Source organism: Herbiconiux sp. FW305-C-125, from assembly GCF_058783455.1.
Map to the genome: position 1 here is coordinate 553027 of NZ_JBYSYO010000002.1, position 22232 is coordinate 575258.

Sequence of the window (22232 nt, forward strand, 5' to 3'; positions counted from 1 at the left end):
TAGTCTGCCCTGTCGACGGGCCAGCACCGGTCGTCCGCGGCCCGGCTCAGAGCCCGTGCATCGTGAACATGCGCGCCAGCCGATCCTGCAGCACGCCGGCTGCCGCCGCCCGCGCGACCCCGGTTCTGATCGCGAAACCCGGGCGCGCCGCGGGCCGCCCCATCGCCATGTTGAACTCAGCCACCCGGGCCGCCCGACCGGCCGAGCGGAGCCGGGTGCGGCTGAACCGACGAAGCAGAGCGGATGCGCGTTCCTCCGCCCCCGCGCCCGACACCAGCAGCTCAGGCAGCACCTCGGCGAGCGCCGCCGCGTCGAGCCAGCCGAGATTCATGCCCTGCCCGCCGATCGGGCTGACCTCGTGCGCGGCGTCGCCGATTACGAGCATCCGTCCGTCCCCCATCGTCGGCACGCTGCGCCGGCGCACCCCGAAGACGCTCGTCATGCTCGCGCCGCCCGGATCCGTCGTGAGGCCGGTGCGTTCCCGGATGAGCCGCGACAGCAGCGCCGCCACCGCCGGGTCGTTCGTCTCGCCCGAGTCGGCCCGGGTCGCGGTGGCGACGGTGCCCGAATCCGGCAGGTGCGTCACCCAGCGGCGCTTGCCGCCGGGCAGCGGGAACGACTCGACGATGCCCTGCGGGTGCAGATGCAGCACCGCGACCGGCCCCTCGTCGGTGCCGTCCACCAGGTCGCCCATCACGTACCGGTAGGGATACTCGTGCACGGTGTCGCGGATGCGCGCCGCAGCCCGCACGGTGCTGAGCGGCCCGTCGGCGCCCACTACGTAGCGCGCGTCCACCCGCAAGGCGTCACCGCGCGCCGTGCGGCCGAGCACGGCGACGGAGCCGGACCGCCGCTCGAACCGCTCGACCTGCACGCCGCCGCGGAGCGCATCCGGAGCCCGGCTCGCGAGTTCGCCCCGCAGGATGCGTTCGGTCGCTACCTGCGGCACCGACAGCACGAACGGATGCGGCGCCGGCACCGCCGCGAAGTCGAGCGCCGCGGCCACGGTGCCGTCGATGCGGACGATGCCCCGGTCGATCCGTACCCCGGCCGCGAGCACCGGCTCGAGCACGCCGAGTCGTTCGAGCGCGGCGAGGGAGGGCGGATGCACGCCGATCGCCCGGGAGTGCACCCGCGGGCCGCCACGGCGCTCGAGCACGACGACGTCGACGCCGCGCCGCACGAGCGCGAGGGCCAGGAACAGCCCCGACGGGCCGGCACCCACCACGGCGACGTCATGCATCCGGTTCGGCGCCCCCGGTTCTGGCCGCGGAGCTCGCGGCGTAACTGAGCAGGTTGCGGTAGGGCGGCTGCGCCTCGACGCTCCAGCCGCGGCGGGCGGCGACGCGGAGCTCTGCGGTGGTGTAGCTGCGCCGGATGGAGGTGAGGCCGTCGTCGCGGATGAACGAGCGGCGGAAGAACGGGAGGGTGCCCACCGAGAACGCGGCGTAGGCGACCGGGCTGCGCCGGATGTCGCTGTGCAGCGCGAGCCCTCGGCAGAGCAGCTCGCTGTCGACCTGGAGGTCGGCCAGCTGTTCGGGGGTCAGGTGGTGCAGCACGTGGTTGGAGACCACGAAGTCGAAGCGCTGGGCGGCATCGACGAGCTCACTGCTCTCGGCGAGCAGGAATCGGACGCCGTCGGGGTTGGGGGTGCGCGCCGCGAAGTCGAGGGCACGGGCATCCGGATCGATCGCGGTGACCTGCAACTGCAGACCGTCCTCCGCCGCCCAGTGCGCGAGGGCCCGGGCGATGTCGCCGCCGCCGCAGCCGATGTCGAGCAGGGTCGACGGAAGCACCGGGGAGAGCAGCGGGCGGATGCGGTCGCGGTACGTCCCGCGCCACCCCGAGACAAGAGAGTTCACGACGCGGAACTGCTCGTAGGTGCGGGCCAGGAGTTCGGGGTCGCAGGCGGGGTCGTCCATCAGTTCGCGCGCGTCGACCGCACGCCGGCGCAGGCTCGAGCGCAGCAGCGTCACGCGGCCGCCCGCACCGTGAGGAGGCCGGTCTCGACGGTGAGGCCGGGGCCGAACGCCATGGCGCAGACCCGGTCGCCGTCGCGGGGCGGCGTCGACGACTCGAGGATCGCCTTCAGCACGAACAGGATGGTCGCGCTCGACATGTTGCCGAAGTCGCGCAGCACCCCACGGGAGGCGGCCATCTGCCGGTCGGAGAGGTCGAGTTTCGCCGCCACCTTGTCGAGGATGCTCCGGCCGCCCGGGTGCACGGCCCACTGGGCGATGTCGGCGCTCGGCGCCTCACCGATGGTGGCGTCGCGGGCCAGCAGCGGCTCCAGCGCGCCGGAGATGTGCTCGTCGATGATCTTCGGCACATACGAGCTGAGGATCATCTCGAAACCCTCGTCGCCGATCTTCCAGGCCATGTCCTCCTCGCCGACGGGCGTCAGCACGCTCTCGAAGGCGTCGAGGTCGAGCACGAACGGTGTGCCGGGGTCGGCCGGCAGGTCGCGGGCCGTGACGATCGCCGCGGCGGCGCCGTCGGCGAAGACCGAGGAGGCCACGATCTGGTCGGGCTCGTTCGAGGAGCGCACGTGGAGGGTGCAGAGCTCCGCGCTGACCACGAGCACGACGGCGTCGGGGTCGGCCTCGCAGAACGACTTCGCCATCCGGAGCGCCGGGAAAGCGGCGTAGCAGCCCATGAACCCCACGTGGTAGCGCAGGGTGCTGGGGGCGAGCCCGAGCTGGCGCACGAGCACGTAGTCGGGGCCGGGCGCGAAGAACCCGGTGCAGGAGACGGTGACGACGTGCGTGATGTCGCCGGGGGTGAGGCTCGGCACGGCGTCGAGGGCCTTCTGCGCCGCCTCCAGGTAGAGGGCGGATGCCCGTTCGATGTAGAGCTCGTTGCGCACCCGGGTCGAGGGCGCGAGCAGGGCGCCGGAGGCCAGATCGAAGAACTGCGGATCGTCGTACTGCTGATCGAGGGTCAGCTCGTCGATCACCGAGTAGCGGGTCTCGATGGCCGAGGCGTCGAAGGAGGCGGTGACCAGCCGCTGGCCGAGGCGGGAGAGACCCTCTTGAGCGGCGAACACGTCACGCACATCCGCCTGCCGGAGCACCGTCTCGGGAACCGCGGTCTGGATGGTTCGCACGCTCACTGACATAGGCCCATACAAGCACGATCATGTGCTTGCATGGGCCTGACTCAGCAATCCCGGATGCGCCACCCGGTTTACTGAGCGCCGTACCCGCCGACGGGGCTGAACGAGGCGTCGAGCGCGAACGGGTCGACCACGCGGCTGGAGCGGTCGGAGCGCTCCACCGCGTCGGCCAGCTCGCCGGCGGCCCGGTGGATGCGGTCGGTCAGCGACGCGACGCCGTCGGCGCCGCTCCCCCAGTCCTCGCTCGAGGCGTAGACGCTCGTGGGCATGACCGGGGCCCGGAGGTAGCTGAACAGCGGGCGCACCGCGTGCTCGAGCGCCAGCGAGTGCCTGGGCGTGCCGCCGGTCGCGGCGATCAGGGTCGGGAGGCCCGTGAGCGCCGTGTTGTCGATCACGTCGAAGAACGACTTGAACAGGCCGCTGTAGCTGGCCGTGAAGATCGGCGTGACGGCGATCAGGCCGTCGGCGCCGGCCACCGCGTCCAGGGCGCTCTGCAACTTCGCGCTCGGGAACCCGGTGATCAGGTTGTTCGTGATGTCCTGCGCGATGTCGCGGAGCTCGATGGTGCGGAGCTCCACGTCCACCCCGCGGTCCCGGAGGTCGGCCACCGTCGCATCCGCGAGCCGGTCGGTCAGCAGCCGCGTGGAGGACGGCTGACTGAGGCCCGACGAGATGGCGACGAGCTGCTTGATGTTCTCGGTCATGACTACGCTCCCTTGATGCCGAAGGCGGCACCCGTGTGGGTGGTGGACGAGTTCTCGGCCCGGGCCGCTTCGGCCGCGACGGCGGACTGCCCGTCGAGGTCGGCGGCCTGGCGTGCGGCCTCGCGGGCGCGCATCCGCTCGATCTCGCTCGCGTGGGTGGGGCCGTCGGGCACGTGCGCCGGGCGCTTGGCGTCCATCTCCTTGCGGAGCACGGGCACCACTTCGGCGCCCAGGATGTCGAGCTGCTCGAGCACGGTCTTCAGCGGCAGGCCGGCGTGGTCCATCAGGAACAGCTGGCGCTGGTAGTCGCCGAAGGTCTCACGGAAGGTGAGCGTGCGGTCGATGACCTGCTGCGGGCTGCCGACGGTGAGCGGGGTCTGCGAGGTGAAGTCCTCGAGGCTCGGGCCGTGGCCGTAGACCGGGGCGTTGTCGAAGTAGGGGCGGAACTGGTTCACCGCGTCCTGCGAGTTCTTCGCCATGAAGACCTGGCCGCCGAGGCCCACGAAGGCCTGGTCGGCCGTGCCGTGGCCGTAGTGCTCGAAGCGCTGGCGGTAGTAGTTCACCAGGCGCTGGAAGTGCTCCTTCGGCCAGAAGATGTGGTTCGCGAAGAAGCCGTCGCCGTAGTAGGCGGCCTGCTCGGCGATCTCGGGGCTGCGGATCGAGCCGTGCCAGACGAACGGCGCCACGCCGTCGAGGGGGCGCGGGGTGCTGGTGAAGCCCTGCAGCGGCGTGCGGAAGTTGCCCTCCCAGTCGACGACCTGCTCGTCCCAGAGGCGGCGCAGCAGGGCGTAGTTCTCGATGGCGAGCGGGATGCCCTGGCGGATGTCCTTGCCGAACCACGGGTACACCGGGCCGGTGTTGCCGCGGCCCATCATCATGTCGACGCGGCCGTCGGCCACGTGCTGCAGCATCGCGTAGTCCTCGGCGATCTTCACCGGGTCGTTGGTGGTGATGAGGGTCGTCGCGGTGCTCAGCAGGAGCTTCTCGGTCTTGGCGGCGACGTAGCCGAGCATCGTGGTGGGGCTCGAGGGCACGAAGGGCTCGTTGTGGTGCTCACCGAGCGCGAAGACGTCGAGCCCGACCTCCTCGGCCTTCTGCGCGATGGTCAGGATGGCCTTGATGCGCTCGTTCTCGGTGGGGGTGGTGTTGTTCGTCGGGTCGGTGGTGACGTCTCCGACGGTGAAGATTCCGAACTGCATGTTCTCTCAACCTCGCTGCTCGCGGCTCACGCCGCCCTCTCCATTTCCATGCATTTGCATGAATACCCTTATCAACAACGCTCGCGCGAATCTATTCCCTCCACAGATTCGGTCGAGTCGGGCGGTGCACGACTCAGTTCCGGTTCACTGATCGCATGAATCAGCAAGGCGAATCGTTCGGCCGGGCCGCGACATGGCCGTACCAGTGGCGACTCATCGTGCGGCAACTCGACGCGATCGATGGCCTCATCGAGCTCCTCGAACTGCGGAGGGACCGCCTGCATGCAGAACTCTCGCACGGGTGGTCACAACTCCAGCGTCGCCCGCCCGACCACTGAGAACGACGAACGGGCCGCCACCCCGGAGGATGACGGCCCGTCTGAAGGAAACGCGAGGGCTACGAAGAGCTAGCGGCGCAGGCCGAGTCGCTCGATGAGCGAACGGTAGCGGTCGATGTCGATGTCCTGGAGGTAGCCCAGGAGACGACGACGCTGGCCCACGAGCAGCAGCAGGCCACGACGCGAGTGGTGGTCGTGCTTGTGCTCCTTGAGGTGCTCGGTGAGATCCTTGATCCGCTTGGTCAGGATCGCGACCTGGACCTCGGGGGATCCGGTGTCACCGGGGTGGGTTGCGTACTCTTCGATGATCGCCTTCTTGACGTCTGCTTCGAGTGCCATAGATGGGATCCCCTTTCTCTCGTTGCGCGGTGCCAGGCAGCCGGATGCTGTGGCTCTCTTTATCCGCGGCCGTCTTCACGGCAACCTGAAGAGCTTACCAGAAACACCGTCGTAACATTCGGGCCGCCGAATCGTCTCCGCGGCGGGAAGAGACCATAGTGAAAGGGCGTTATCAGTTCGCGGAACGGAAACAACATGACATCGACCACCAGCACCCTCCCCCTCCTCGACTTCTCCCGTCTCGCCCAGGGCGACGCGGAGGCCGAGGCCTTCCGCACCGAGCTGCGCGAGGCCACCCACGACTACGGCTTCTTCTACCTCGTGGGCCACGGCGTGCCGCAGGAGCTGATCGACCGGGTGATGACGACGGCCCGCCGCTTCTTCGACCTGCCCGAGGCCGACAAGCTCGCCATCGAGAACCTGCAGAGCCCGCATTTCCGCGGCTACACCCGCGTGGGCGGCGAGCTCACCCAGGGCAAGATCGACTGGCGCGAGCAGATCGACATCGGCGTGGAGCGACCGGAGGTCGAACGCACCCCGGCGACCCCCGACTACATGCGCCTCGACGGACCCAACCAGTGGCCCGCCGCTCTGCCCGAGCTGCAGGAGGTCGTCACCGAGTGGTACGACGAGCTCACCCGGGTGAGCCTCACCCTCCTGCGTGAGTGGGCGCTCTCGCTCGGCGCCGACGAGCACGTCTTCGACGCCGCCTTCGCCGAACGCCCCTCCACCCTCATCAAGATCGTGCGCTACCCGGGCAAGAGCGACCCCGAGCCCAAGCAGGGCGTCGGCGCCCACAAGGACTCGGGGGTGCTCACCCTGCTCCTCGTCGAACCGGGCAAGGGCGGCCTGCAGGTGGAGAAGGACGGCGAGTGGATCGACGCGCCGCCGATCGACGGTGCCTTCGTGGTGAACATCGGTGAGCTGCTGGAGGTCGCGACCGACGGCTACCTCAAGGCCACCGTGCACCGGGTGATCTCCCCGCGCATCGGCGACGACCGCATCTCCATCCCCTTCTTCTACGCGCCCGCCCTCGACGCCACCATCCCGGTGCTCGAGCTCCCCGCCGACCTCAAGGCCGAGACCCGCGGCATCACCGCCGACCCGGGCAACCCGATCTTCACCACCTACGGTGAGAACGCATTGAAGAGTCGGCTGCGCGCGCATCCGGATGTCGCGGCCCGCCACCACTCCGACCTGGTCGAGAAGATCGCGGCAGCCTCCGCACAGAACAACCAGGCGTGAGCGACCCGGCACCAGCACCCGACCAGGCGGCGGCGAGCGAACCCGCCCGCCGCCGCAACCCCTTCGCCGACCTCACCCCGCTGCGCGCGAGCCCCGCGTTCGCGCGCCTGTGGGCGGGGCAGGCGATCTCGGGCATCGGCAGCCAGATGACCATCGTGGCGGTCGGTCTCGACATCTACCGCCTCACCGAGTCGACCCTCGCCGTCTCCGGGGTCGCCTTGTTCGCGCTCGTGCCGATGATCGTGTTCGGCCTGTACGGCGGCATGCTGGCGGATGCGTTCGACCGCCGCCTGGTGGCCCTCATCGCCGCCATCGTGGCGTGGTCGTCCACCGCCGCCATCGCCGTGCTGGCCTGGACCGGCGCCGACAGCGTCGCGGCGCTCTACGCCCTCTCCACGCTCAACGCGGTCGCCGCCACCGTCATCACCACCACCCGCTCGGCGATCTTCCCGCGGCTGCTGCCGCGCGAGCTCCTGCCCGCTGCGGCCGCGCTCAACGGCATCACCTTCGGCATCATGGTGACGGTGGGCCCGGCCCTCGCCGGCGTGCTCGTGGCCACCGTGGGCTTCGGCTGGACCTACTCCGTCGACGTCGTGCTCTTCGTGGCCGCGTTCCTCGGCATCGCCGCGCTCCCCCGCATCCTCCCCGAGGGTGAGGTGCACCGGCCGGGGCTCGAGTCGCTTCGGCACGGCTTCGCGTTCCTGAAGCGCGCTCCGAACATCCGTGCCTCCTTCCTCATCGACATCGCGGCGATGACCTTCGGGCAACCGCGCGTGCTCTTCCCGGCGATCGGCGCCCTGGTGCTCGGCGGGGGGGCGATCACCGTGGGCATCCTCACCGCGGGCTACGCGATCGGCTCCACACTCACCGGCGTCTTCTCGGGCCGGCTCGGGCACGTGCGCATGCAGGGCCGCGCCATCGCGCACGCCGTTCAGGTCTACGGCGGGTTCATCGTGGCGTTCGGCGTGGTCGTGCTCGTCGCATCCGCCGCCCGGATGCCCGTGACGCAGGACATCGCCGACGCGAACCTGCCCGCGCTCGCGCTGGCCGCGCTCGCCCTGATCGGCGCGGGCGCCTCCGACGAGGTGAGCGCCATCTACCGCGGCACCATGCTGCAGACGGCGGTTCCGGACAACATGCGCGGCCGGCTGCAGGGCGTCTTCACCGTCGTGGTCACGGGCGGCCCGCGCATCGGCGACCTCTACGTCGGCGCGCTCTCGGTGTTCGCGGCGCTGTGGTTCCCGCCGGTGCTCGGCGGCCTGGTGATCGTGGCCGCGGCCACGCTCATCCTGCGGCTCGTGCACTCGTTCCGCGCCTACGACGCCGCCGACCCGAAGCCGTAGCAGCGGCGCCCCACCGGGTCACCGGGCGGTCGCGCCGGCCCGCACCGCTCCGCCGGGGTGCCGCTCGGGCAGCAACGCACCGCGCCCTTCGAACAGCCGTTCGCGCAACGTCTCGCCCGGGGTGTAGGCGGTGCGGTAGCGGCCGCGCTTCTGGAGCTCGGGCACGACGAGCTCGACGAAGTCCTCGAAGGTGCCCGGTGAGAGGTACTGCACGAGGTTGAACCCGTCGAGGCCGATCGAGTCGGCGAGCTCCTCGATGCGGTCGGCCACCTGCGTCGGTGTGCCGTACACGAAGAACGGGTCCTGGAACGGGTCGTCGTAGTAGTCGACCACGCTCTGCACGGTCTTGTCGGCGAACGCCGACTCCATCGACTGCACGTGGTCGCGCGCCTTGTACTCGATGTACTCGGCGGCGCCGAGCCGGGAGAGGTCGATGCCCGATCCCCCGCCGAAGTGCACCAGGTAGCCCACCAGGTCGCGGTAGGAGAGGAGGTCGTCGAGCTTCTGCTTCACCTCGGCCTCGGTCTCGGCGACGACGACGTTGAGCCCGATCAGGAAGCGGATGTCGTCTTCCCGCCGCCCGAGCGACACCGCGAGCTCCTTCACGTCGCCGATGACCTTCCGCGCCTGCTCAGGTGTGCGGGCGCCCACGAAGATGGCCTCGGCATGGCGGGCGGCGAACACGCGCCCGCGATCGGATGCGCCGGCCTGGTAGATGACCGGGGTGCGCTGCGGCGACGGCTCGGACAGGTGCGGCCCCGCCACGGTGAAGAACCGCCCCTCGTGGTCGATCTGACGCACCTTCTGCGGGTCGGTGTAGCGGTTGGCAGCGGCATCGCGCACCACCGCGTCGGCCTCCCACGAGCTCTCCCAGAGCTTGTACGAGACCTCGAGGAACTCCTCGGCGAGGTCGTAGCGGTCGTCGTGCTTGACCTGGTTGCTGAGACCGAAGTTGCGCGCCGCATCCGGCAGGTAACCGGTGACGACGTTCCAGGCGACCCGCCCTCCGGTGAGATGGTCGAGCGTGCTGAAACGTCGCGCATTCGGGAAGGGCTGCTCGTAGGTGGTGGTGAACGTCACGGCGAAGCCGAGGTTCGAGGTCACCGCCGCCATGGCCGGCACCAGCAGGAACGGGTCGTTGTTGGGTGTCTGCAGACCACGGACGACCGCGGGTTCGCGACTGCCCTCGTAGACGTCGTAGGTGCCCACCACGTCGGCGAGGAAGATCGCGTCGAACAGCCCGCGCTCGAGAAGCTTCGCGGTTTCGGTCCAGTACGACAGCTCGGTGTAACGGTGCCGGTTGTTCTGCGGGTGCCGCCACAGCCCGTGGTTGATGTGGCTCGGCGTGTTCATCTCGAATCCGTTGAAGTGCAGCTCTGTGCTCATGCGGTCACTCTCGGCTGCGCTCCGGTGGCACCGCAAGCCGGCCGTAACACGCCGCAAAACAGTTACGCCGGGCGTCGTCATGTGACGCCGGCGGGTTTCGGCGCGCCCGCGCATCCGCCTACCGTCTGAGCATCCCAACCCCTCGAGCTTGCGTTCAGGAGAACCGCGCCATGCCCCAGAAACTCTCGATCGTCCCGATCGCGGCCCTCGCCGTCGCAGCCCTCGCCCTCGCCGGCTGCTCGGCGGGAGCGTCGGCCGGCCCCGCCACCGATGCGCCACGGGTCACGGGCGGCACCATCGTCTACGGCCACCAGCAGGAGCCGGCGTGCGTGTTCGGCGGCTGGATCGAGCAGGCCTACCTCTCGCAGCAGGTGCTCGACAGCCTCGTCTCGCTCGACGCCGACGGCTCCGTGGTGCCGTGGCTCGCCGAGTCGTGGGCGGAATCCGACGACCAGCTCACGTACACCTTCCACCTGAAGCCGGGCGTGAGCTTCACCGACGGCACCCCCGTCGACGCGGCGGCCGTCGCCTACAACTTCGACTACTGGCTGCAGGGCGGCAACAGCACGGCGAAGGTGTGGCTGAACGGCTACTACCAGTCGGCCGAGGCCGTCGACGACACGACGGTGGCGATCCACCTGCAGAAGCCCTACCCGCTGCTGCCGGAGACGCTCACCCAGGGGTATTTCGGCATCCAGTCGAAGCAGGCACTCGAGACGCGCAGCGACGAGGACAACTGCGACAGCCCGATCGGCTCCGGCGCGTTCGTGGTGAAGCAGTGGAACCGCGGGCAGGACATCGTGCTCACCCGCAACGACGACTACACCTCGCCGCCCGCGAACGCGAAGCACTCCGGCCCCGCCTACGTCGACGAGATCGACTGGAAGTTCGTGCCCGACCCCACCACCCGGGTCGCGTCGCTCCGTGCCGGCGAGACCGACGCCATTTACGACGTGCCGGCCATCGAGTGGTCGAACCTCGACGGCCAGGGCTACCAGCTGGAGAAGTACGTGACCCACGGGCGCCCGCAACAGCTGACCTTCAACACCGCCGAGGGCCCGTTCACCGACGAGAACGTGCGGAAGGCCTTCGCCTACAGCCTCGACCGCGAGCCGTTGGTGGAGACCATCGGACGCGGCGTCATCCCCTACGAGGGCAACGGCGGCGTGAGCCAGACGACGCCCGGCTGGAGCGAGGAGGCGGCCGACACCTACTCCTTCGACGCCGACAAGGCGAACGAGCTGCTCGACGCGGCGGGGTGGACCGGGCGCGACTCCGACGGCTACCGCACGAAAGACGGCGCGACCCTCGAGGTGGTGCTGCCTTACGGCGCCGGCTCCATCATCAACGCCGACGGCGCCTCCATCCTGCAGGGTGTGCAGGAGCAGGCAAAGGCCACCGGGTTCAAGGTGAAGCTGGTGCCGGTGCCGCAGAGCGAGTTCTTCGCCGGCGCCTACTCCAAGCCCTCGGAGAAGGACATCTCGGCGGGTTACTGGACGAGCGTGGGTTCGGGCATCCTGCTCATCAACTGGGCGCAGAGCACGCCCGACGCCCCCAACTACAACAACGCCGCCTTCCTCAACAGCCCCGAGCTCGAGGACTACATCCTGCAGGCCAATTCGACGGCCGACCCGGATGCCCGGAACGCGCTCTACGCGAAGGCGCAGCAGTACATCGCCGATCACGCCCTGGCCATCGGCCTCTACGACCGGCTGAGCACCCTCGCGGTCTCGCCGTACCTCAAGGACGTCTGGCAGGAGAACGCACAGGGAGGACCGATCTTCCATGACGCGTACTTCGTCGAGCAGTAGCGTCGAGGCGCGCGTCGGCGACCCGGCCGGCGCGCGCGCCCTCCGGCGCTTCCCGTGGCGGCTCGTCGCCGGCAAGCTCGGCGGTGCGGTCGTCGTGCTCTGGGGCGCGGCCACCGCCGCCTTCCTCGCCCAGACCGCGCTGCCGGGTGACCGGGCCACGATCATCCTCAACATTCGCGCCGGTCAGGCCATCGAGCGCACGCCGGAGGAGCTCGCCGCGATCAACCAGGAGTACGGGCTGCAGAACCCGCTGCTGGTGCAGTATCTCGAGTACCTCCGGGGCATCGTCACCGGCGACCTCGGCACCTCCTACCAGCAGCACCGCGCGGTCGCCGCGATCATCGGCGAGCAGATGTGGCCCACCATCGTGCTGACCCTGTCGGCGATCGCGCTGGCGTGGCTGATCATGGTGGTCTGGGTGACCCTCACGGCGGGGCGGGGGCGAAAGCTCAGCGCGGTCGGCGCGGTGGTCGACACGGCGGTCGCGGGGCTCCCGCACTACTGGCTCGGCATCATCCTGCTGCTCGTGTTCGCCCTCACCCTCGGCTGGTTCCCGGTGATCAGCGGCACGAGCGCCGACGGCCTCTTCCTCCCGGCGCTGACGCTGGCCATCCCGCTCGCCGGGTTCATGGGTCAGGCCACCCGCGCCGAGTTCGAACGCTCGCTCGACCAGCCGTTCGTCATCACGGCCCGGATGCGCGGCATGAGCGATTGGGGCGTGCGCCTCAGGCACGTGCTGCGGCACTCGGTGCTGCCGGCCGTCACGCTCTCCGGCTGGGCGCTCGGCGCCACCATCTCGGGCGCCGTGATCGTGGAGTCGATCTTCACCCGCTCCGGGATCGGCTCGGTGCTCGTCACCGCGGTGAACACCCAGGACCTGCCCGTCGTCACGGGGATCGTCATCCTGATCGCCGCGCTCTACGTCGTCGCGAACATCCTCGTCGACATCGCCTACGTCATCATCGACCCGAGGTTGAGGACACCATGACCACCAGCACCACCCCGCTCGGCCGGCCGGAGCTCACGAGGCCCGTCAGCGCGAAGCTCGCCGCGACCCCCTGGGGCCTCTACCTCTCGATCGCGGTGCTCCTCTTCTTCGTGGTGGTCGCCGTCGTCCCGGTCGCACTCGCCACCCAGGACCCGTACGCGATGAACCTCACCCAATCCCTGCAGCCGCCCTCGTTCGCGCACTGGTTCGGCACCGACGAATCCGGGCGCGACCTCTACAGTCGCGTCATCTTCGGCACCCGCGAGTCGCTCCTCATCGGCGTCGGCGCCACGGCCGTGTCGCTGACGCTGGCGCTCGTGCTCGGGTCGCTCGCCGCGTTGGCCGGGCGATTCGCGTCGGCGGCGGTGAACCGGCTCATCGAGGTGCTGTTCGCGTTCCCCACGCTGCTGCTGGCGCTGCTCTTGGTGGCGGTCATCGGCCCGTCGGCGTGGTCGCAGGTGGTGGCGGTGGGCATCGGCACGGCGCCCGGCTATGCGCGCATCATCCGCGGGCAGATCCTCACCGCGAAGGACTCCGGCTACGTCGAGGCCGCGGTCGCCCTCGGGCATCCACACTCCTGGATCCTCCGCACCCACGTGCTGCCGAACGCGCTCCGGCCCCTCGTGGCGATCTTCGCGCTGTCGGTCGGCCAGTCGATCGTGTGGGCGTCGAGCCTGTCGTTCCTCGGTCTCGGCGTGGCGCCGCCCTCCCCGGAGTGGGGTGCGCTGCTGGATGCGGGCAAGCAGTACATCACGGTGGCGGGCTGGCTCACGGTGCTGCCCGGGCTCGTGATCGTCGTGCTCGCCCTCGCGGCGACGACGCTCGGCAAGCACATCCAGAACATCCTCGAGAAGGCGGAGAAATGACGACACCTCTCTTGCGCGTCGAGCACCTCGACGTGGGTTTCGAGCGCGGCGGCCGCACCCGTCCGGTGGTGAGTGACGTCTCGTTCACGGTCTCGCCCGGGGAGTGTGTGGCGATCGTCGGCGAATCCGGTTCGGGCAAGAGCGTCACCGCCCGCACCGTCGTCGGGCTCACCGGTGCCGGCGCCAGGGTGTCGGCGGGGGCACTGGAGTTCGACGGGATCGATCTCACCACCGCCTCCGCGCGCCAGTGGCGGAGCATCCGGGGGCGTCGGGTGGGCTTCATCCTGCAGGACGCCCTGGTCTCGCTCGACCCTCTGCGACCGGTCGGCTCCGAGATCGCAGAGGCACTCGCGCTGCACGGCTGGGGGTCGCGGCGCGCACGGCGGCGCAAGGTGGTCGACCTGCTCGAATCGGTCGGGGTGCCGAACGCGGCGCTGCGGGCACGGCAGCGGCCGGACGAGCTGTCCGGCGGCCTCCGCCAGCGGGCGCTGATCGCTTCGGCGCTCGCCCTCGCGCCTGAACTCGTGATCGCCGACGAACCCACCACCGCCCTCGACGTGACCGTGCAGGCGCAGGTGCTCGACCTCATCGCCGGGATGAAGGAGCGCGGCACCTCGGTCGTCCTGATCAGCCACGACCTGTCAGTGGTGGCGCGGCTCGCCGACCACATCCTCGTGATGAAGGGCGGATCGGTGGTGGAGAGCGGCCCGGCGGCGCGGCTGCTCACCGCGCCGCAGCACGCCTACACGCGGGCACTCATCGATGCCGTACCGGGTGGCCACACCCGGGGCGAGCGACTGGGTCCGGCGATCGAGCTGCCGACGGGCGCTGCGGATGAGCGGACCCCGGTCGAGTCGATCGACGGCCCGGTGCTCGAGGCGCGCGACCTGGTGAAGCGCTTCCGAAGGCCCGGCGGGTTGCTGAGCACCGCCGTGGACGGGGTGTCGTTCACGCTCGACCGGGGCACGACGCTCGGCATCGTGGGCGAGTCCGGCTCGGGCAAGAGCACCACGGCGCGGATCGCGCTCGCCCTCACCGGCGCCGACGAGGGCACGGTCACCCTGCTGGGGCAGCCGTGGTCGAGCGTGCGGGAGAGCAGGCGGCGCGCCCTGCGCAACCGCATCGCGGTGGTGTATCAAGACCCGCTGAGCTCGTTCGATCCGCGCTGGAGCGTGGAGCGCATCCTCGTCGATGCGGTCGGGCAGGCGGATCGGCCCGTGCCCGACACGGATGCCCGCGTGCGGCAGCTGCTCGACCAGGTCGGGCTCGCGCACGACGTGCTGCCGCGGCTGCCGCTGCGGCTCTCGGGTGGACAGCGGCAGCGCGTCGCGATCGCGCGCGCCCTCGCGACGGAGCCCTCGATCATCGTGCTCGACGAGGCGGTATCGGCGCTCGACGTCTCGGTGCAGGCGCAGATCCTCGACCTGCTGGTGGAGCTCCAGGACCGCATCGGTCTGAGCTACCTCTTCATCTCGCACGACCTGGGGGTGATCCACCACATGAGCGACACCGTGCTGGTGATGAAGGACGGGCGGGTGCTCGAGCGCGGAACGGCGGACGACGTGTTCCTGCGGCCGCAGCACCCGTACACCCGCGAGCTGGTGCGGTCGCTGCCCACGCTGGAGGCGGGAACGGGCGCGGAGACGGGCGCCGGGGCGGCCGCACGGTGATCCCCTTCGTCGACACGATCGTCGCCGGGGCGGGCAGCGCTGGCTCGGCAGCGGCCTGGCAGCTGGCCCGGCTCGGCTCTGAGGTGCTGCTGGTCGATGAAGGCGCGGGTGGCGCAGCGGCGCCGGGCGCCGAGGAGTCATCGGGAGCCGAGTATGCGGTGGGGGTCGAGGATGCGCCGGGTCGAGCGCTCAGCGTGCTCTGGCCCGACCCGGTGCGCCACCGGATGGCCATCGAGTCGGCCGACGGCTGGCGCGAGTTGGAGGCGGTGTCGGGTGTGCGGCTTCTCGACGGCACCGGGTCGGTGGTGCACGGCCACGCCGGTCTGCCGGGCGCCGAATCGTCGCTGCCCTGGTCGTGGGGCGGAACCGAGCTGCTGGGTGCCACCGAGGCGCAGACCCGTTGGCCTGCGCTGCGCTTCGGCGGCCCGGCGGTGTACGCGCCCGAGGGTGGCCGGCTTTCGGACGCAGCCGCCCTCGCCGCCCTGCGGGCGGCGGCCGTCGCGCATGGCGCACGTCTGCGGTCGGGCACGACGATCACGCGCATCCGCATCCTCGGCGACGACCGGGCACGCATCGAGGCTCGCACCGGCCCAGCAGGCCCGGACGCGGTCGTCGAGGAGATCGAGTGCCGACGACTGGTCGTGACCCTGGGGGCGAGCACGGTACGGCTCCTCCGGGGACTCGTGACGATGCCCCGGTTCAGCACGAGCCGGGACGAGACGGTCACGCTCGGCGGCGCCGGCCATCCGGTTCCGGCGGTGCTGCACCTGCCCGATCGCACCGCTCCCGGGCATCGGTACTGGCGGGGTGCAGCCACAGTATTGGGCGGGCCGGGCGCCGTCACGCTCGGCTGGCGCACACACGATCTCCCGGCGGAGGTGGGGGTACCGGTGTTTCCGGCGTCGGCACCGGCACCGGCATCCGCCCGTCAGCCCGCCGCTCCCGGCGTCAGCAGTGCGGTGTCGTCCCGCGAACTCGCCGCCCTCCTCCGCTACGCGCGGGAATGGCTGCCCGGCGCCGACCCGACCGCTCCCGCTCCGCGTTCGCTCCTCGTCACGACGGTGCACGATGGCGGGGCCGTGATCGACCGCATCGGCCCGGTCGTGGTCGGCACCGGCTTCGGCTCGACCGGCGCAGGCCTCGCTCCGGCGATCGGACACCTGCTCGCGGGCCTCGCCGAGGGCATCCCCGCCCCCGCGCGCTTCGCTCTGCGCAACGACCGACGTCGCGCAGCACCCATTGCGGCTGCCGCGGCCGGCGCGGCCGGCGCGGCCCATCGTGGCGCCTGACCCCGAGCACTACGTTCCCGACGCACACGGCGAGGTCGACCGGCGACGTCGGGACGTCACGCCGTGCGCTGGCTGAGCACGATGCGCTGGAGCACGGTATTGACCCAGACCGGCTCGTCGTCCGGAGCACTCGTCGGATCGGCTCGCAGCAGTCCGGGCCAACCGGCGTAGAAGCCGTCGCCGAGGTCGCTCGCCACGATCCCGGCGCCGCGGGCCGTCACCGCGCCGACGAAGCTGCGGAGCTCCCGCGCCACCACCGCGCCGGCCGGCGGGTCGAGCACGACGACATCGTCCTCACCCACCTCGGGAAGCACCTCGAACAACCCGCGCACCGAGAGCGCCACATCCCGCTCGCGGAGGAGGCGCCCGAGCGCCCGCACTGCGCCGGCATCGTAGGCGACCGTGTCTCTGCCGTACTCGGCGTCGCCGAACAGTGCGAGCGGCTCCCCCGTCGCTCCCGGCCGGGCGGTACCGCGCAGGTAGACGAAGCGGGCGGCCCGTTCGGCGGCGGGCATCCGCTGCAGCTCGTCGGCACGGATGTCGCGCACGGCGGCGAACGTCTGCGGATCATGCGCCGCCGCGAGCTCGCGTACCCCCGCCACCACCGCCTCGGCGTCGTCTCGCACGGCATCCCACACCGCGATGACGTCGGCGTTGGGGCTACTCAGCGCGAACCAGGCTTCGGGATGCCGTTGCAGCAGCGCGATGGCCGCCGCGCCGCCGTCGAGCAGCGGCACGAAGCAGCCCCGCAGTTCGTCGGGCACCGCATCGGCCAGGAAGCCTGCGGCGCGGCGGCGGCGCGGATCGTCGAGGTAGGGCGACACCTCTCCATCATGCCTCCTGGTGCACGCCCTCTCGCGCCGCCGGCAGTTCGTCGGCGCCGGCACGCAGCCGAGCGAGCTCGCGCACCACGCGGTCGACGAGTGAGTAGGGAACGGGCCGGCGCAGGGAGAACTTCACGGTGTCTTTCGCGGCCCGGAACGGCGCGAGTTCGGCTTCGAGCGGCCCCTCGAACCCGGGGACCGCATAGAGCGCCACGTGCGTCTGCCAGCCCGCGAAGAAGACGAGCGCGCGCTCGCTCGTGCTGTAGGTGGGCATGTGATAGCTGATGCTCTCGACCGCGGTCGGTGCCGCCGCCCGGATGGTGTTGCGCAGCTCAGCGAGCACCGGCTGCACGTCGTGGGGGAAGGAGTCGATGTAGTCGTCGACCGACGCGAACCGCTGCTCGGCCATCAGAGCCCCTGAACCAGTCCGCCGTCGATGGTGATGTTCGCGCCCGTGAGGTTCGCGGCCCGGTCGCTGGCGAGGAACACCACGAGATCGGCCACCTCCTCCGGATGGGTGAACCGCCGCGTCGCCGCACCCGCAACCGCGGCACTGGCCACGTCTTCCGGGGCGAGTCCGCTGGCTCGTGACACGGTCTCGGCCACGCCCCCGCCGCCCAACCACAGATCGGTCTCCACCGGCCCGGGACTCACGCAGTTCACCCGGATGCCCTGCGGGCCGTACTCCTTCGACAGCGACTTCATGACGTTGAGGAGGCCTGCCTTGCCGGCGCTGTAGTCGATGACCGCAGGATCCGGTAGCAGCGCGTTGACCGACGCCACCGTGACGACGTTGCCCCGGCCGGCGGACAGCATGCCGGGAAGCACCGCCCTCGTGGTCCGCACCGCGGCCAGAAGGTTGAGGGTCAGCGAGCGCAGCCAGTCGTCGTCGCTCACCGACAGGAATCCGTCGACCCTGGTGGTCGCTGCGCCGACATTGTTGACCAGCACATCGACACCGCCCGCGGCCGCCACGAGCGCTGCCGGCCCATCGGGGGCGGCGAGATCGGCGCTGACGAAGCGCACCGATCCGCTCCCGATGAGCGCGTCGAGCTCGGCCGACGACGATCGCGCACCCGCCACCACGAACGCACCCGCGTCGACCAGACCGCGGGTGATCGCCAAGCCGATGCCTTTGCTGGCTCCGGTGACCAGAGCCGTCTTGCCTTCGAGATCGCGCATCCCATCTCCCCTTTCGGCCCGCGACTTGCAGGTTGGCTCCGACGGTAGTGGAGCCGCCGCTGCCGGGCCAGACCCCCGAACAGAATGGGGACGGATCAGGAATTGCCGCCGGCTGTGCAGTAGTGGATGCTTGGGGCATGGCAAACGACACCGCGATCCGCCCCGAGGTCCCGCCGTCCGGCACCGGTTGCGTCGAGTGCACCGACACGGGCGGCTGGTGGTTCCACCTCCGCCGGTGCGCCGAGTGCGGGCACATCGGCTGCTGCGACTCCTCGGTGAGCCAGCACGCGCGGCGCCATGCCGAACAGACCGGCCACCCGATCATCCAGTCCTTCGAACCCGGCGAGGACTGGTACTGGGACTACGAATCCGCCGACTACGCGACGGGTCCCACGCTGGCGGCCCCGGATGCGCATCCGATCGACCAGCCGGCTCCCGGCCCCGCGGGTGCCGTGCCGGCCGATTGGCGCGAACGACTCAACTGAGCGCCGCGCCGCACCGGCTCAGGCGCCGGGCTCGTCGAAGTAGGACACGTGCACCTCGTTGCGTTCCCGAGCCGCGGCGGCCCGTTCCTGCCGCAGCCGCTCGGCGCGCTCCTGCCGTTCGCGCAGCGCCTCCGGGTCGACCTCCACGCGGCGCACGCTGAGCGCCCCCTTGGTGGCCGGGCTCGCCTTGGCCGCCGCCGGGCGGGACGGCCGGGACGACGCGCCGGCCGAGCGAGTGCGCGGACCTGCGGCCGCGCGCGGCGCCGGCACCACCGGCGCCTGCCCGCTGCCGGGGCAGCGCATACCCGTCTTGTCTTCGTGCTGGATCAGGGTCTGGGACACCAGCCCCACAGCGACCGATCTTCCGCAGACCGGGCATTTCGTTCCTGCACTGCTGGCCATGGTGGTGTTCGACCCTTCCGATCGGCTGATTGCGGCGTCCCCCGGGATTCGATTTTCGCACGGAAGCGCGGTGCTCAGAACCGCCCACGGTAAGGTCGGCAGCATGCCATTGCAGGGAGAGTACGAACCAGGGACGTCCGACTGGGCGCGAAAGCAGCTCGAGACCTACGAGAGCTCGGGTGGAACGGCAGGCACGACGCTCCGCGGAATGCCGGTCATCATCCTCACCTCGGTGGGGGCGAAGACGGGGAAGCTCCGCAAGACCCCGCTGATGCGCGTGGAGCACGACGGGCGATACGCCGTCGTCGCCTCCCTCGGCGGGGCCCCGAAGCATCCGGTCTGGTACTTCAACCTGGTCGCGAACCCCCACGTCGAGCTGCAGGACGGCCCGGTCAAGCGCGACTACGTCGCCCGCGAGGTGACGGGCGACGAGAAGGCCCTCTGGTGGGAGCGCGCCGTGGCCGCCTACCCCGATTACGCCGACTACCAGGCCAAGACCGACCGGGAGATCCCGGTCTTCGTGCTGGACCCCGTCGACGTGCTCTGAGGCCACCCGCCACCCGACCGCGAGTGGGCTCAGGCCTCGCCGAAACCGCTCTCGATGAGATCGGCCAGCGCGTTCACGGCCTCCTCGCCCGCCGGGTCGTCGCTCGCCACCTCCACGGTCGAGCCGCGCGTGAGGCCCATCGACATGATGCCGAGCAGACTCTTGGCGTCTTTGCCGTTCACGGTGACCTTCACCGGGAAGGTGCCCGCGAGCTTCACGAACTCCGCCGCGGGCCGCGCGTGCAGGCCGTCCTTGTTGACGATGGTCACCGTTCGCGTCAGGCCTCCGGATGCGCGGGGCTCCGCTTCGGGCCCGGCGCCGGCCGGGGCGGGCGCACCCGCCGCCGACTCCGCCGCGGCCACCACTCCCGCCAGGTCTCCCCCGGTCTCCGCTGCCACAGCCGCGGCGACGCCGCCTTCCACGAGGGGTGCATCGACGATCCGCACCCGCTCCCGGACCTCGTCGTCGAGGAAGTCGAGCGCGGTCTCGGCGGTCAGGATGGCCGAGCCCAGGTCGCACAACACCACGACTCCGGAGCCCGAGTCGGCCTCGGCGATCGCCGCGCTCACCTTCTCGAAGCTCGTGCCGATGCCGTCCTCGTCGGTTCCGCCGGCGGCGACGAGCGTGGCTCCGCTCGCCATCTGCCCGGCCAGCTCGACCAGGCCTTCGGCGATCTTGGCGCTGTGCGAGACGAAGACCAGCCCGACCTTGCCCGGCGTGCCCGCCACGCTAGGCGACCGTTCCGGCGCTGCCGCTCGCCGCATCCGCTGCTGCGCGCAGGATGAGCGCCGACGACTGCGCGCCGGGGTCGCGATGCCCGATGGCTCGCTCGCCCAGGTAGCTCGCCCGCCCCTTTCGTGCGACCAGCGGCTCGGTGGCGACCGCACCGGCCTCGGCCGCGGTGGCGGCGGCGTCGAGGATCTCGGCCTCGGACTTGCCCTCGGCCAGCGCCGCCCCGGCGGCGTCGACCGCCGGGGTCCAGGCGTCGATCATCGTCTTGTCACCGGGCTCCGCCTTGCCGCGCAGCACGATGCCGTCGCGCGCCGCCGTCAGCAGCGCCACGAGCGCGGCACCATCGAGCTCCTGCTCGGCCCCGACCGCACCGGCGGCCTTGAGGTAGGCGGTGCCGTAGAGCGGCCCGGAGGCTCCGCCGACCGTGGAGATCAACGTGGTCGCCACGAGCTTGAGGGCATCACCGGGAGCGGCGTCGGCCGGCAGGTCGTCGAGCTTGGCCAGCACGGCCGTGAACCCACGATCGAGGTTCTCGCCGTGGTCGCCGTCGCCGATCGCCCGGTCGAGAGTCACCAGCTCGACCCTGTGCTCCGACACGACCCGCGCACTCTCGCGAATCCAATCCGTCGCCCACGTGATGCCCACACTCATGCGTCTACCTTCTACCTTCCCCAGCGCAGCGCTGCGGTCTGAACGGGCGCGTCGTACAGTTCGGTGAGCTCGTCGTCGAGCCGCAGCACACTGATCGAGGTGCCCTGCATCTCGAGCGACGTCACGAAGTTGCCCACCAGCGAGCGGGTCACCTCGATGCCCTTGTCGGCGAGCACCTGCGCCGCGTGCCGGAAGACGATGTAGAGCTCCACCTGCGGTGTGCCGCCCATGCCGTTCACGAGCAACGCCACCTTGTCGCCGGATGCGAAGGGCAGGTCCTCCAGGATCGGGCCGAGCAGGCGGTCGACGATCGCATCGGCCGGCTCGAGCTTGATCCGCTCGCGGCCGGGCTCGCCGTGGATGCCGATGCCGATCTCGATCTCGTCGTCGGCCAGCTCGAAGCTCGGTTCGCCGGCGTGCGGCACGACACAGGGCGTGAGGGCCACACCCATCGTGCGCACGTTCGCGTTGACCTTCTCGGCCACCGCCGCGACGGCGGCGAGGTCGTCGCCCCGTTCGGCGGCGGCACCCGCGATCTTCTCGACGAAGACCGTGCCCGCCACCCCACGACGGCCGGCGGTGTAGAGGGAGTCCTTCACCGCGACGTCGTCGTCGATGATCACCGTGCGCACCTCGATGCCCTCGGCACCGGCCAGGTCGGCGGCGGTCTCGAAATTCAGCACGTCGCCGGTGTAGTTCTTCACGATGTGCAGCACGCCGGCGCCCCCGTCGACTGCTTTGGTGGCGGCGAGGATGGGGTCGGGGGTGGGCGAGGTGAAGACCGCTCCGGGAACGGCGGCATCGAGCATCCCGTACCCGACGAAACCGCCGTGCAGGGGTTCGTGGCCGCTGCCGCCGCCGCTGACGATGCCCACTTTGCCCGAGACGGGAGCGTCTTTGCGGGCGATGAAGATCGGATCGTGCGACACCCTCACCAGGTCGCCGTGCGCGGCCTCGAAGCCGGCGACAGCCTCCTCGACGACATTCTTCGGATCGTTGATGAGCTTCTTCATTGAAATATCCCTCCGATCGAGCGGTCGTCGCTCGCGACGGGAGCCCGAAGCGGGCCATCCGGTGCAAATCTACGCCGAACCTCCGACGCTCCGGTAGACCCCG

Annotated in this window: 24 protein-coding genes; 10 read left to right on the plus strand and 14 right to left on the minus strand. The window is 70.8% G+C overall.

Annotated features, from left to right (window positions below):
* Positions 1-46 precede the first annotated feature (46 nt).
* The 5 genes from AC3WLB_RS10045 to AC3WLB_RS10065 form a co-directional block, all read right to left on the minus strand.
* The gene (locus AC3WLB_RS10045; protein WP_492505548.1) at positions 47-1243 is read right to left on the minus strand and encodes an FAD-dependent oxidoreductase; all 1197 of its coding nucleotides are present in this window, start codon (positions 1241-1243) and stop codon (positions 47-49) included.
* On the minus strand, positions 1236-1976 hold the full coding sequence (locus tag AC3WLB_RS10050) for a class I SAM-dependent methyltransferase (RefSeq protein ID WP_492505550.1): 741 nt from the start codon (positions 1974-1976) through the stop codon (positions 1236-1238). Before AC3WLB_RS10050 ends, AC3WLB_RS10045 begins: the two co-directional genes overlap by 8 nt.
* On the minus strand, positions 1973-3118 hold the full coding sequence (locus AC3WLB_RS10055; protein ID WP_492505552.1) for a type III polyketide synthase: 1146 nt from the start codon (positions 3116-3118) through the stop codon (positions 1973-1975). The genes AC3WLB_RS10050 and AC3WLB_RS10055 overlap by 4 nt, the downstream gene beginning before the upstream one ends.
* Positions 3119-3186: 68 nt before the next feature.
* Positions 3187-3819, minus strand: a complete 633-nt coding sequence (locus AC3WLB_RS10060; protein WP_022898787.1) for an FMN reductase — start codon at positions 3817-3819, stop codon at positions 3187-3189.
* 2 nt (positions 3820-3821) lie between these two features.
* Positions 3822-5018, minus strand: coding sequence for an LLM class flavin-dependent oxidoreductase (locus AC3WLB_RS10065; protein WP_492505554.1), 1197 nt, complete (start codon positions 5016-5018; stop codon positions 3822-3824).
* Positions 5019-5173: 155 nt separating this feature from the next.
* On the opposite strand from AC3WLB_RS10065, the gene AC3WLB_RS10070 reads away from it, so the two are divergent.
* Positions 5174-5356, plus strand: coding sequence for a hypothetical protein (locus tag AC3WLB_RS10070; protein ID WP_492505556.1), 183 nt, complete (start codon positions 5174-5176; stop codon positions 5354-5356).
* 69 nt (positions 5357-5425) lie between these two features.
* On the opposite strand, the gene rpsO is transcribed toward AC3WLB_RS10070, so the two are convergent.
* Entirely contained in the window at positions 5426-5695 is a 270-nt protein-coding gene (rpsO, locus tag AC3WLB_RS10075) for a 30S ribosomal protein S15 (RefSeq protein WP_022898789.1), read from the minus strand.
* Between the two features lie 195 nt (positions 5696-5890).
* On the opposite strand from rpsO, the gene AC3WLB_RS10080 reads away from it, so the two are divergent.
* Both AC3WLB_RS10080 and AC3WLB_RS10085 read left to right on the plus strand, forming a co-directional pair.
* On the plus strand, positions 5891-6940 hold the full coding sequence (locus AC3WLB_RS10080; protein ID WP_492505559.1) for an isopenicillin N synthase family dioxygenase: 1050 nt from the start codon (positions 5891-5893) through the stop codon (positions 6938-6940).
* Positions 6937-8283: an MFS transporter gene (locus AC3WLB_RS10085; protein ID WP_022898791.1), complete on the plus strand. Its 1347-nt coding sequence runs from the start codon at positions 6937-6939 to the stop codon at positions 8281-8283. The genes AC3WLB_RS10080 and AC3WLB_RS10085 overlap by 4 nt, the downstream gene beginning before the upstream one ends.
* A gap of 18 nt (positions 8284-8301) precedes the next feature.
* On the opposite strand, the gene AC3WLB_RS10090 is transcribed toward AC3WLB_RS10085, so the two are convergent.
* Positions 8302-9669: an LLM class flavin-dependent oxidoreductase gene (locus tag AC3WLB_RS10090; protein ID WP_492505561.1), complete on the minus strand. Its 1368-nt coding sequence runs from the start codon at positions 9667-9669 to the stop codon at positions 8302-8304.
* Positions 9670-9839: 170 nt separating this feature from the next.
* Between AC3WLB_RS10090 and AC3WLB_RS10095 the strand changes: the two genes are divergently transcribed.
* From AC3WLB_RS10095 to AC3WLB_RS10115, 5 genes are read left to right on the plus strand one after another with little or no spacing between them, the layout of a single operon-like run.
* A complete protein-coding gene (locus AC3WLB_RS10095) occupies positions 9840-11480 on the plus strand; it encodes an ABC transporter substrate-binding protein (protein WP_492505563.1) in 1641 nt (546 codons plus the stop codon).
* The gene (locus tag AC3WLB_RS10100; RefSeq protein ID WP_492505565.1) at positions 11455-12468 is read left to right on the plus strand and encodes an ABC transporter permease; all 1014 of its coding nucleotides are present in this window, start codon (positions 11455-11457) and stop codon (positions 12466-12468) included. Before AC3WLB_RS10095 ends, AC3WLB_RS10100 begins: the two co-directional genes overlap by 26 nt.
* On the plus strand, positions 12465-13334 hold the full coding sequence (locus tag AC3WLB_RS10105) for an ABC transporter permease (protein WP_492505567.1): 870 nt from the start codon (positions 12465-12467) through the stop codon (positions 13332-13334). The genes AC3WLB_RS10100 and AC3WLB_RS10105 overlap by 4 nt, the downstream gene beginning before the upstream one ends.
* Positions 13331-15004 (plus strand): dipeptide ABC transporter ATP-binding protein, encoded by a 1674-nt coding sequence (locus AC3WLB_RS10110; protein WP_492505569.1) that lies wholly within the window; start codon positions 13331-13333, stop codon positions 15002-15004. Before AC3WLB_RS10105 ends, AC3WLB_RS10110 begins: the two co-directional genes overlap by 4 nt.
* Positions 15001-16293, plus strand: coding sequence for an FAD-dependent oxidoreductase (locus AC3WLB_RS10115; RefSeq protein ID WP_492505571.1), 1293 nt, complete (start codon positions 15001-15003; stop codon positions 16291-16293). Before AC3WLB_RS10110 ends, AC3WLB_RS10115 begins: the two co-directional genes overlap by 4 nt.
* Positions 16294-16349: 56 nt before the next feature.
* Here AC3WLB_RS10115 and AC3WLB_RS10120 read toward each other — a convergent pair whose 3' ends face one another.
* The 3 genes from AC3WLB_RS10120 to AC3WLB_RS10130 are packed head-to-tail and all read right to left on the minus strand — an operon-like array spanning position 16350 to position 18299.
* Positions 16350-17117: a DNA adenine methylase gene (locus AC3WLB_RS10120; protein ID WP_492505573.1), complete on the minus strand. Its 768-nt coding sequence runs from the start codon at positions 17115-17117 to the stop codon at positions 16350-16352.
* A gap of 7 nt (positions 17118-17124) precedes the next feature.
* Positions 17125-17526 (minus strand): iron chaperone, encoded by a 402-nt coding sequence (locus tag AC3WLB_RS10125; RefSeq protein ID WP_492505575.1) that lies wholly within the window; start codon positions 17524-17526, stop codon positions 17125-17127.
* Positions 17526-18299 (minus strand): SDR family oxidoreductase, encoded by a 774-nt coding sequence (locus tag AC3WLB_RS10130; RefSeq protein ID WP_022897711.1) that lies wholly within the window; start codon positions 18297-18299, stop codon positions 17526-17528. Before AC3WLB_RS10130 ends, AC3WLB_RS10125 begins: the two co-directional genes overlap by 1 nt.
* Before the next feature lie 137 nt (positions 18300-18436).
* Between AC3WLB_RS10130 and AC3WLB_RS10135 the strand changes: the two genes are divergently transcribed.
* On the plus strand, positions 18437-18784 hold the full coding sequence (locus AC3WLB_RS10135) for a UBP-type zinc finger domain-containing protein (RefSeq protein ID WP_492505577.1): 348 nt from the start codon (positions 18437-18439) through the stop codon (positions 18782-18784).
* Between the two features lie 18 nt (positions 18785-18802).
* On the opposite strand, the gene AC3WLB_RS10140 is transcribed toward AC3WLB_RS10135, so the two are convergent.
* Positions 18803-19126, minus strand: a complete 324-nt coding sequence (locus AC3WLB_RS10140; protein ID WP_492505579.1) for a hypothetical protein — start codon at positions 19124-19126, stop codon at positions 18803-18805.
* Positions 19127-19289: 163 nt separating this feature from the next.
* Between AC3WLB_RS10140 and AC3WLB_RS10145 the strand changes: the two genes are divergently transcribed.
* The gene (locus tag AC3WLB_RS10145) at positions 19290-19733 is read left to right on the plus strand and encodes a nitroreductase family deazaflavin-dependent oxidoreductase (protein WP_031283835.1); all 444 of its coding nucleotides are present in this window, start codon (positions 19290-19292) and stop codon (positions 19731-19733) included.
* A 29-nt stretch (positions 19734-19762) separates the two neighbouring features.
* On the opposite strand, the gene dhaM is transcribed toward AC3WLB_RS10145, so the two are convergent.
* Genes dhaM through dhaK form a run of 3 tightly spaced genes read right to left on the minus strand, consistent with a single transcriptional unit; the run spans position 19763 to position 22129 of the window.
* On the minus strand, positions 19763-20497 hold the full coding sequence (gene dhaM / locus AC3WLB_RS10150; RefSeq protein WP_492505581.1) for a dihydroxyacetone kinase phosphoryl donor subunit DhaM: 735 nt from the start codon (positions 20495-20497) through the stop codon (positions 19763-19765).
* Positions 20463-21116 (minus strand): dihydroxyacetone kinase subunit DhaL, encoded by a 654-nt coding sequence (gene dhaL, locus AC3WLB_RS10155; RefSeq protein ID WP_492505583.1) that lies wholly within the window; start codon positions 21114-21116, stop codon positions 20463-20465. Before dhaL ends, dhaM begins: the two co-directional genes overlap by 35 nt.
* An 11-nt stretch (positions 21117-21127) precedes the next feature.
* Positions 21128-22129 (minus strand): dihydroxyacetone kinase subunit DhaK, encoded by a 1002-nt coding sequence (gene dhaK / locus AC3WLB_RS10160; protein WP_492505585.1) that lies wholly within the window; start codon positions 22127-22129, stop codon positions 21128-21130.
* Positions 22130-22232 lie beyond the last annotated feature (103 nt).

What these genes read in the sequence shown, in the direction of transcription:
- AC3WLB_RS10045 (WP_492505548.1), bottom strand. Translation starts at nt 1,243, where the DNA reads ATGCATGACGTCGCCGTGGTGGGTGCCGGCCCGTCGGGGCTGTTCCTG.
- AC3WLB_RS10055 (WP_492505552.1), bottom strand. Translation starts at nt 3,118, where the DNA reads ATGTCAGTGAGCGTGCGAACCATCCAGACCGCGGTTCCCGAGACGGTG.
- AC3WLB_RS10060 (WP_022898787.1), bottom strand. Translation starts at nt 3,819, where the DNA reads ATGACCGAGAACATCAAGCAGCTCGTCGCCATCTCGTCGGGCCTCAGT.
- AC3WLB_RS10065 (WP_492505554.1), bottom strand. Translation starts at nt 5,018, where the DNA reads ATGCAGTTCGGAATCTTCACCGTCGGAGACGTCACCACCGACCCGACG.
- AC3WLB_RS10070 (WP_492505556.1), top strand. Translation starts at nt 5,174, where the DNA reads ATGAATCAGCAAGGCGAATCGTTCGGCCGGGCCGCGACATGGCCGTAC.
- rpsO (WP_022898789.1), bottom strand. Translation starts at nt 5,695, where the DNA reads ATGGCACTCGAAGCAGACGTCAAGAAGGCGATCATCGAAGAGTACGCA.
- AC3WLB_RS10080 (WP_492505559.1), top strand. Translation starts at nt 5,891, where the DNA reads ATGACATCGACCACCAGCACCCTCCCCCTCCTCGACTTCTCCCGTCTC.
- AC3WLB_RS10090 (WP_492505561.1), bottom strand. Translation starts at nt 9,669, where the DNA reads ATGAGCACAGAGCTGCACTTCAACGGATTCGAGATGAACACGCCGAGC.
- AC3WLB_RS10095 (WP_492505563.1), top strand. Translation starts at nt 9,840, where the DNA reads ATGCCCCAGAAACTCTCGATCGTCCCGATCGCGGCCCTCGCCGTCGCA.
- AC3WLB_RS10100 (WP_492505565.1), top strand. Translation starts at nt 11,455, where the DNA reads ATGACGCGTACTTCGTCGAGCAGTAGCGTCGAGGCGCGCGTCGGCGAC.
- AC3WLB_RS10105 (WP_492505567.1), top strand. Translation starts at nt 12,465, where the DNA reads ATGACCACCAGCACCACCCCGCTCGGCCGGCCGGAGCTCACGAGGCCC.
- AC3WLB_RS10110 (WP_492505569.1), top strand. Translation starts at nt 13,331, where the DNA reads ATGACGACACCTCTCTTGCGCGTCGAGCACCTCGACGTGGGTTTCGAG.
- AC3WLB_RS10125 (WP_492505575.1), bottom strand. Translation starts at nt 17,526, where the DNA reads ATGGCCGAGCAGCGGTTCGCGTCGGTCGACGACTACATCGACTCCTTC.
- AC3WLB_RS10130 (WP_022897711.1), bottom strand. Translation starts at nt 18,299, where the DNA reads ATGCGCGATCTCGAAGGCAAGACGGCTCTGGTCACCGGAGCCAGCAAA.
- AC3WLB_RS10135 (WP_492505577.1), top strand. Translation starts at nt 18,437, where the DNA reads ATGGCAAACGACACCGCGATCCGCCCCGAGGTCCCGCCGTCCGGCACC.
- AC3WLB_RS10145 (WP_031283835.1), top strand. Translation starts at nt 19,290, where the DNA reads ATGCCATTGCAGGGAGAGTACGAACCAGGGACGTCCGACTGGGCGCGA.
- dhaM (WP_492505581.1), bottom strand. Translation starts at nt 20,497, where the DNA reads ATGCGGCGAGCGGCAGCGCCGGAACGGTCGCCTAGCGTGGCGGGCACG.
- dhaL (WP_492505583.1), bottom strand. Translation starts at nt 21,116, where the DNA reads ATGAGTGTGGGCATCACGTGGGCGACGGATTGGATTCGCGAGAGTGCG.
- dhaK (WP_492505585.1), bottom strand. Translation starts at nt 22,129, where the DNA reads ATGAAGAAGCTCATCAACGATCCGAAGAATGTCGTCGAGGAGGCTGTC.